Origin of the sequence: Streptomyces sp. NPDC005485 (assembly GCF_040606085.1) — a bacterium.
Classification (GTDB): Bacteria; Actinomycetota; Actinomycetes; order Streptomycetales; family Streptomycetaceae; genus Streptomyces.
Map to the genome: position 1 here is coordinate 1 of NZ_JBEXDZ010000265.1, position 7595 is coordinate 7595.

Annotated in this window: 9 protein-coding genes; 7 read left to right on the top strand and 2 right to left on the bottom strand. The window is 71.7% G+C overall.

Features of this window, described 5'->3' with window-relative positions:
- The 5 genes from ABZS97_RS42755 to ABZS97_RS42775 all read left to right on the top strand — a co-directional run.
- A partial coding sequence (locus ABZS97_RS42755; RefSeq protein WP_356148940.1) for a hypothetical protein occupies positions 1 to 194 on the top strand: 194 nt, incomplete at its 5' end.
- Entirely contained in the window at positions 182 to 1120 is a 939-nt protein-coding gene (locus ABZS97_RS42760) for an ABC transporter ATP-binding protein (RefSeq protein WP_356148943.1), read from the top strand. The genes ABZS97_RS42755 and ABZS97_RS42760, both read left to right, overlap by 13 nt.
- Positions 1117 to 1857 (top strand): ABC transporter permease, encoded by a 741-nt coding sequence (locus tag ABZS97_RS42765; RefSeq protein ID WP_356148948.1) that lies wholly within the window; start codon positions 1117 to 1119, stop codon positions 1855 to 1857. Before ABZS97_RS42760 ends, ABZS97_RS42765 begins: the two co-directional genes overlap by 4 nt.
- A 56-nt stretch (positions 1858 to 1913) precedes the next feature.
- A complete protein-coding gene (locus tag ABZS97_RS42770; RefSeq protein ID WP_356148961.1) occupies positions 1914 to 3083 on the top strand; it encodes a histidine kinase in 1170 nt (389 codons plus the stop codon).
- Positions 3080 to 3694, top strand: coding sequence for a response regulator transcription factor (locus tag ABZS97_RS42775; RefSeq protein WP_356148950.1), 615 nt, complete (start codon positions 3080 to 3082; stop codon positions 3692 to 3694). The genes ABZS97_RS42770 and ABZS97_RS42775 overlap by 4 nt, the downstream gene beginning before the upstream one ends.
- A gap of 42 nt (positions 3695 to 3736) precedes the next feature.
- Here the strand turns inward: ABZS97_RS42775 and ABZS97_RS42780 are convergent, their stop codons facing one another.
- Entirely contained in the window at positions 3737 to 4591 is an 855-nt protein-coding gene (locus ABZS97_RS42780) for a transglutaminase-like domain-containing protein (protein WP_356148952.1), read from the bottom strand.
- Between the two features lie 17 nt (positions 4592 to 4608).
- Positions 4609 to 5709, bottom strand: a complete 1101-nt coding sequence (locus tag ABZS97_RS42785; protein WP_356148955.1) for a GNAT family N-acetyltransferase — start codon at positions 5707 to 5709, stop codon at positions 4609 to 4611.
- Positions 5710 to 5850: 141 nt separating this feature from the next.
- Between ABZS97_RS42785 and fdxA the strand changes: the two genes are divergently transcribed.
- Together fdxA and ABZS97_RS42795 are read left to right on the top strand one after the other, a co-directional pair.
- Positions 5851 to 6171 (top strand): ferredoxin, encoded by a 321-nt coding sequence (gene fdxA, locus ABZS97_RS42790; RefSeq protein ID WP_019058397.1) that lies wholly within the window; start codon positions 5851 to 5853, stop codon positions 6169 to 6171.
- Positions 6172 to 6304: 133 nt separating this feature from the next.
- Positions 6305 to 7423, top strand: a complete 1119-nt coding sequence (locus tag ABZS97_RS42795; protein WP_356148958.1) for a bifunctional succinyldiaminopimelate transaminase/glutamate-prephenate aminotransferase — start codon at positions 6305 to 6307, stop codon at positions 7421 to 7423.
- The last annotated feature ends 172 nt before the right edge of the window (positions 7424 to 7595 follow it).

Genomic DNA, 7595 nt, shown 5'->3' on the forward strand with positions numbered 1-7595 from the left:
TGTCCAACGACTCCCGCGTGGTCCAGGAGGAGATCTTCGGCCCGGTCCTCACCGTCCAGCCCTTCGACTGGTCACGACGGGGACGCGCCCGACCCGGCCAGGTCACCGTGGCGTCCATGACATCTGTCATCCCGGAGTCGCGACAGTCGGCACTGCCGGGCGCACCCCCGGCGCCGCCACCATGGATCACATGACGACGACGACAGCGGAGAGGACCACCGGTTCGGTGGTCGGGTTCGACCAGGTGACCAAGACCTACGGGGACGTCCGGGCCGTGGACGGGCTCACGCTCGACCTGCACCCCGGCGAGACCGTCGCCCTGCTCGGCCCGAACGGAGCCGGCAAGTCGACCACGCTCGACCTGCTCCTCGGGCTCAAGCACGCCGACAGCGGCACGGTCCGGGTGTTCGGCACCAGCCCCCGCGAGGCGATCGTCGCCGGACGCGTGGGCGCCATGCTGCAGAGCGGCGGACTGATGGACGAGGTCACGGTCGCCGAGCTGGTGAAGCTCGCCTGCGACCTGCACCCGCGCCCGTACCGCGCCACCGACGTGCTCGCCCGCGCCGGGATCTCCCAGATCGCCGACCGCAAGGTCAACAAGCTCTCCGGCGGCCAGGAACAGCGCGTCCGCTTCGCGCTCGCCACCGCGGGCGACAGCGACCTGATCGTCCTCGACGAGCCGACCACCGGCATGGACGTCTCCGCCCGCCAAGCCTTCTGGGCCACCATGCGCGAGCAGGCCGACCAGGGCCGCACGGTCCTGTTCGCCACGCACTACCTGGAGGAGGCAGACGCGATCGCCGACCGGGTGCTCGTGCTGCACCGGGGCCGGCTCCTCGCCGACGGCACCGCCGCCGAGATCAAGGCGAAGGCCGGCGCCCGCCGCGTCTCCTTCGACCTGGAGGGTCCGATCGACGACGCCCCGCTGCGCGCCCTGCCCTTCCTGAGCTCCCTCGACGTGTCCGGACACACGGTCCGCATCCAGTCGACCGACGCCGACGCGACCGTCCACGCGCTGTACGGGCTCGGCGTCTACCCCCGCAACCTCGAAGTCGCCGGGCTCGGTCTCGAGCAGGCCTTCGTCGCCATCACCGCCGCCGAGGAGGCGAAGCAGAAGTGAACAGCCTCATCAAGCTCGAAATCACCCGCGCCCTGCGCAACCGCAAGTTCCTCTTCTTCTCGGTGATCTACCCCTCGGCCCTGTTCCTGCTGATCGCGGGCAGCGCGGACAGCACCACCAAGGTCGACGGCACGGGGCTGACGCTCCCGACCTTCTTCATGGTCTCCATGGCCTCCTTCGGCGCCCTGACCGCCGTCCTGATGGGCAACAGCGAGCGCATCGCCAAGGAACGCGAGAGCGGCTGGGTACGGCAGCTGCGGTTGACCACCCTGCCGGGCCGCGGCTACGTCCTCGCCAAGACCGCGAGCGCCGCCGTGATCAGCCTGCCCTCGATCGTGATCGTCTTCGTGGTCGCCGCGGCCGTGAAGGACGTACGCCTGGACGCCTGGCAGTGGTTCGCGCTCACCGGCACCATCTGGGCCGGCAGCCTGGTCTTCGCCGCGCTCGGCGTCGCCATCGGCTACCTCGCCAGCGGCGACGCGGTCCGCCCGATCACGATGATCACCTACTTCGGGCTCTCCATGCTCGGCGGCCTGTGGATGCCCACGACGACCTTCCCGGACTGGCTGCAGAGCATCGCCAAGTGGCTGCCCACCCACGCGTACGCTGCCCTGGGGCAGGCAATCGAACAGAGCGACGCCCCGCACGCCAAGGACATCGCCATCCTCGCCGTCTCCTTCGCCCTCTTCACGGGCGGTGCGGCGTGGCTGTACCGGAAGGACACGCTGAAGGCGTGAACGCCAAGACCGAGGAACCGTGTTCCGACGAAGACCGGACGGAGCAGCTGACCCGCATGGGACAGCCGCCCCGCAACGGGCGCGAATTCCTGCGCAAGACCCTGTGGATCGGCGTCTGGCTCGTCTTCCTCAGCTCACCGGTCCACGACCTGGTCTCCGGGCACCACACGACCGGCGGCACGGTGGCCGGCTGGCTGGGCCTCGCGGCCTTCGTCGGGATCTACCTGTCGCTGGTCTTCAGGAACATGGGCAGCAGGCGGTTCTCCGGGCGGCTCGTCATCGGGTACATCCTCGTCCTCGGCGCGCTCGCCGTCCTGCTGACCTACACGCTCGGCTCTCCGTGGCTCGGCCTCTTCTGCTATGTCTCCGTCGCTTGCGGGTCGACACTCCCGCTGCGGACCGCGAACTGGGCGGTCCCGGCGACGGCCGGTGTGATGCTGCTCGTCGGGCTGCACGTCGGGGAGAAGGACGCGTGGGACCTGGTCCTGCTGGTACTGCTCATCGGCTTCGCGATGACCGGGGTCTCGCAACTGGTGCGCACGACCGTCGAGTTGCGCAAAGCTCGCGCCACCGTCGCCCAACTCGCCGCGAACGAGGAGCGATTGCGGCTCGCCCGCGATCTGCACGACCTGCTCGGCCACTCGCTCTCGCTGATCACCCTGAAGAGCGAGCTGGCCGGCCGGATGCTCCCCGACCACCCCGACAAGGCCGCCCAGCAGGTCGCCGACATCGAGAACGTCAGCCGCCAGGCACTCGTCGATGTCCGCGAGGCCGTCACCGGCTACCGGCGCCCCCGGCTGGCCGGTGAACTCGCGGGCGCCCAGGTCGCGTTGACCGCCGCCGGCGTCATCGCCGAACTCCCCGCCGAGCCCGACCTCACCGAGGTCCCCGAGGAGAACGAGTCCGCGCTTGCCTGGGTCCTGCGCGAGGCGGTCACCAATGTCGTACGGCACAGCGGGGCCCGGCGCTGCGTGGTGGAACTCGTACGCCGCCAGACCCTCGACGGCCCGATGCTCGAACTGTCCGTGGAGGACAACGGATCGGGCGGCTCCGGCGGCGGCCCCGGCAACGGTCTGACGGGGCTGGCCGAGCGCCTGGAGAAGGTCGGCGGGGCACTGGAGGCCGGCCGGGTCCGGCACGGGTTCCGGCTGGTCGCCCGGGTACCGACGGCGGTCGGGCAGGGCGCTGCGGGCGCGCTGGGCGACACCGTAGGATCCGGCGCATGAGTCGTACGATCAAGGTCCTGCTCGCCGAGGACCAGTCGATGGTCCGCGAGGCGCTCGCCGCCCTGCTGGGTCTCGAAGCGGACATCGACGTCGTCGTCCAGGTCGCGCGCGGCGACGAGGTGTTGGAGGCCGCGCGCGCACATGACGTGGACGTCGCGCTGCTGGACATCGAGATGCCCGGCAAGACCGGCATCGAGGCCGCCGCCGAGGTCCACAAGGAACTCCCCGGCATCAAGCTGGTCATCCTCACCACGTTCGGGCGCCCCGGCTACCTGCGCACCGCCATGGAGTCCGGTGCCGACGCCTTCCTGGTGAAGGACGCCCCCGCGGCCCAACTCGCCGCCGCCGTACGCAAGGTGCTCGCGGGCGAGCGGGTCATCGACCCGACCCTGGCCGCCGCCGCCCTCGCGGGGGGCGCCAACCCCCTCACCGACCGCGAACGCGAGGTCCTGCGCGCGGCGGCCGACGGCTCCACCAACGCCGAACTCGCCACCGCCCTCCACCTCTCCCAGGGCACCGTCCGCAACTACCTGTCGACGGCGATCCAGAAACTGGCGGTCCGCAACCGCGCGGAGGCGGTCAGGATCGCGCGGGAGAAGGGCTGGCTGTAACCGCCCGCACGGCTCAACCGCCCCTCAAGCTCAGGCTCAAGCTCAGTTGAGCATGGCTCGCGCGGCCTGGGCCTGCCCCCGCACCCGCTCGGCCGCGGGTTCGTCCACCGCCTCCACCACCTCGGCGTAGGAGTCGAACTCAGCGGCCCCGCCGAGGAAATCCCCGCACTGAACCAGCAGCTGAGCCCGCTCGTACCGCAGCCGAGCCGGATGCGACGGCAACAGCAACGACAACTCGACCGCCCACAGGGCGACATCCGTACGCTCGGGCCGCGCGGCGGCCCACGCCCGGACGTTGTTGAGAATCCGCAGCACCACATCGAGCGGATCCGCCGGCGTGAGCATCGAAGGATCGAGCGGCGCCCCGGTGGCCCCGGCCACGAGCAACTCCGCGTCACCGCCGCTCAACAGGCGCCCCCCGGCGAAGGGATCGGCCAGCACCTGCTGCTCCGGCGGACCGAAGCCGACGACGAAGTGCCCCGGCAGGGCGACCCCGTACACGGGCGCACCGGCCCGCCGCGCGACCTCCATCCACACCACGGACAGCAGGATGGGCAGCCCGCGCCGCCGCCGCAGCACCGCGTGCAACAGCGAGGACTCCAGCCGCTGGTAGTCGGCGGGCGAACCGCGGAAGCCGTAGCGCTCACCGAGGAGTTCGGCGAGCGCGGTGGCCCAGGAGCGCGGGCCGCCGGGGCGGAACGGCAACTGCCCGGCCATCCCGTCCAGTTCGATCTGCGCCGCGTCGAGCCCTGCCTCGTCCAGCGCCCCGTCCGCCGCCGCCCCCAGCAGCAGGCACAGCAACGACAGATCGGGCCGCTCGGAGCGCGCCTCCTCGGCGAACCGCCGACGGCACTCGGCGGCCCGCTCGGGCTCCGGGGGAAGAGGTGGACGACGCATACCCGGCACGTGCCCTCTCACATCGATCGATACCGGTCGCCGCCGGGCGTCCGTGGCGGACGGCCACCGGATGCCTGCGGCGCACGGTAGTGGTGGTACGCGTGATGCGCCCCGAACCCCATTCCGGAGTACAGCGCCCGCGCACCCGTGTTGTCCGACTCCACCTGGAGCCAGGCCGCCGAAGCGCCCTCGTCCAGGGCCCGCCGGGCCAGGGCGGCCATGACGGCGCCGGCCAGCCCGCGGCGGCGGTACGCCGGGTCGACCTCCACGGCCGCGAAACCGGCCCACCGCCCGTCCACCACACACCGCCCGATCGCGACCGGTGCGCCGCCCCCGTCGCCGGGCACGGACGCGAACCAGACCGAGGGCCCTCCCCCACTCTCGGCTTCGCTCGACCGGGGGGACCCCCCTCCGAGCACCCGCAACGCCACCTCGCCCAGCCCCTTGCGCTGGTAGCGGCCGAGCCACGCCTCGTCCGCCGTGCGGGACAGCATGACCTCGGGGGCCCCGCCGACATCCTTGTCCGCAAGGGGCGCGAGCGCGCCGATCCACAGCTCCGCCGTCACCTCGCGCACCCAGCCGCGCGCCTCCAGCTCCGCGCACAGCAGCTCCTGCGTGCCCTCGGCCCCGGTGGCGGTCTGGATGTACGCGGGCAGACCACGGGCCCCGTACCAGTCCCGTACGGCGCCCAGCGCCTCGTCCAGCGGCAGGCCCGGGTCGCCGATCGGCAGCACCGAGTTGGCCCGGCGGGTGAACCCGGCGGCGGCGCGCAGCTCCCACGCGCCGAGCCGCTCGCTCTCCACCGGCTGCCACGCCCGCGCCGCGATCCGCGCGAGTTCCTCGTACGAGGCGGCGGGCCCCCGGCGGCGCGCCGGGGCGGACGGCACGATCTTGCCCGCGGCCAGCGTGGATTCCGCAATACGGACAACCTCGCCGGTGCGACGTGTGATCGTCAGCACACCGTCGTCCCATGATGTGAGAACTCCGACCGTGTCCGTGAACCTCTCACCCTTGACGGCATGTTCGTCATCTTGGTTCCATCGCCGCACTGAGACGCGTTTGCCCACGTCAGCGGTGGTGATTCGGACCTCAAGGCGGCCGGCCGCAGAGATTTCCACAGGTCAGTTCACCCCTCCTGTTCGGATCATGCCCCGGAACGGAGATACTAGGTGCGGGCATCGACGACGCCGCGCTCCCGCGCGCCAGGTGGCGGAGCCTGAAGACGGCTCGCCAGCGCCCTATCGAGGAGGAACGACAGCGTGACCTACGTCATCGCGCAGCCTTGTGTCGACGTCAAGGACAAGGCGTGCATCGAGGAGTGCCCGGTCGACTGCATCTACGAGGGCTCCCGGTCCTTGTACATCCACCCGGACGAATGCGTCGACTGCGGAGCCTGTGAGCCGGTCTGCCCGGTCGAGGCGATCTTCTACGAGGACGACACTCCGGAGGAGTGGAAGGACTACTACAAGGCGAACGTCGAGTTCTTCGACGAGCTGGGCTCGCCCGGCGGCGCCAGCAAGCTGGGCCTGATCGAGCGCGACCACCCCTTCGTCGCAGCGCTGCCGCCGCAGAACCAGTAAGCGGCCCGGTAAGCGCCCGCAACCGCGCCGCCTCGGTCCCGTACGGCCTGATCGCCATGATCGCCGTACGGGACCGAGGCGTTTCCCCAGGTGCCCGCGCAGAGCCCAGGCGCCCGAGCAGAAAGTGATCCCCGTGTCCGCAGTCTCCGACCGGCTTCCCACCTTCCCCTGGGACAAGCTGGAGCCCTACAAGGCGACGGCCGCCGCCCACCCCGACGGCATCGTCGACCTGTCCGTCGGCACTCCGGTCGACCCGGTCCCCGAGCTGGTCCAGAAGGCTCTGGTCGCCGCGGCCGACTCCCCGGGCTATCCGACCGTCTGGGGCACGCCGGAACTGCGGGACGCGATCACGGGCTGGGTCGAACGACGGCTCGGCGCACAGGGCATCACGCACCGCCACGTCCTGCCGATCGTCGGCTCCAAGGAACTGGTGGCCTGGCTCCCGACGCAGCTGGGCCTCGGCCCCGACGACACGGTGGCCTACCCGCGCCTGGCGTACCCGACGTACGAGGTCGGCGCCCGGCTGGCCCGCGCCGGCTACGTCGCCTACGACACGGAGACATTTGCGGCTGACCCCGCGGGCACCGAACTGGACCCGGCCGGCCTGAAGCTCCTCTGGCTCAACTCGCCGTCGAACCCCACCGGACGCGTCCTGTCCAAGGCCGAGCTGACCCGGATCGTCGCCTGGGCCCGCGAGCACGGCATCCTGGTCTTCTCCGACGAGTGCTACCTCGAACTGGGCTGGGAGGCCGACCCGGTCTCGGTGCTGCACCCGGACGTGTGCGGCGGCTCGTACGAGGGCCTGGTGTCCGTCCACTCCCTGTCCAAGCGCTCCAACCTGGCGGGCTACCGCGCCGCGTTCCTCGCCGGTGACCCGGCGGTCCTGCGTGACCTCCTGGAGATCCGCAAGCACGGCGGCATGATGACCTCCGCGCCGACCCAGGCCGCGGTGGTGGCCGCCCTCGGCGACGACGCCCACGTCCGCGCCCAGCGCGAGCGCTACGCGGCCCGCCGCACCGCCCTGCGCGAGGCCCTCCTCGCCCACGGCTTCCGCATCGAACACAGCGAGGCGAGCCTCTACCTCTGGGCCACCCGCGACGAGTCCTGCTGGGACACGGTCGCCCACCTCGCCGACCTCGGCATCCTCGTGGCCCCGGGCGACTTCTACGGCCCGGCGGGCGACAGGTACGTACGCGTGGCCCTGACGGCAACGGACGAACGGGTAGCCGCGGCAGTACAGCGCCTGGCGTAGCCGCTACCGCTGTGGGCAATCGTTCCGCAGGGCGATGGGGGCCCCGCTCGAGCGAAGCCGAGAGTGGGGGAGGGTGGGCACAGCCGCCAACGCCGGGCACCGTACGACCAGGGCCCGACAGCAGCACAGCCAAGAACACCGGCGAGGGGTGCCCAGGGAACATCCCTGGGCA

Excerpts from the sequence above, each read along its gene's own strand:
- ABZS97_RS42760 (WP_356148943.1), top strand. The coding sequence starts at position 182 with ATGGATCACATGACGACGACGACAGCGGAGAGGACCACCGGTTCGGTG.
- ABZS97_RS42770 (WP_356148961.1), top strand. The coding sequence starts at position 1,914 with ATGGGACAGCCGCCCCGCAACGGGCGCGAATTCCTGCGCAAGACCCTG.
- ABZS97_RS42775 (WP_356148950.1), top strand. The coding sequence starts at position 3,080 with ATGAGTCGTACGATCAAGGTCCTGCTCGCCGAGGACCAGTCGATGGTC.
- ABZS97_RS42780 (WP_356148952.1), bottom strand. The coding sequence starts at position 4,591 with ATGCGTCGTCCACCTCTTCCCCCGGAGCCCGAGCGGGCCGCCGAGTGC.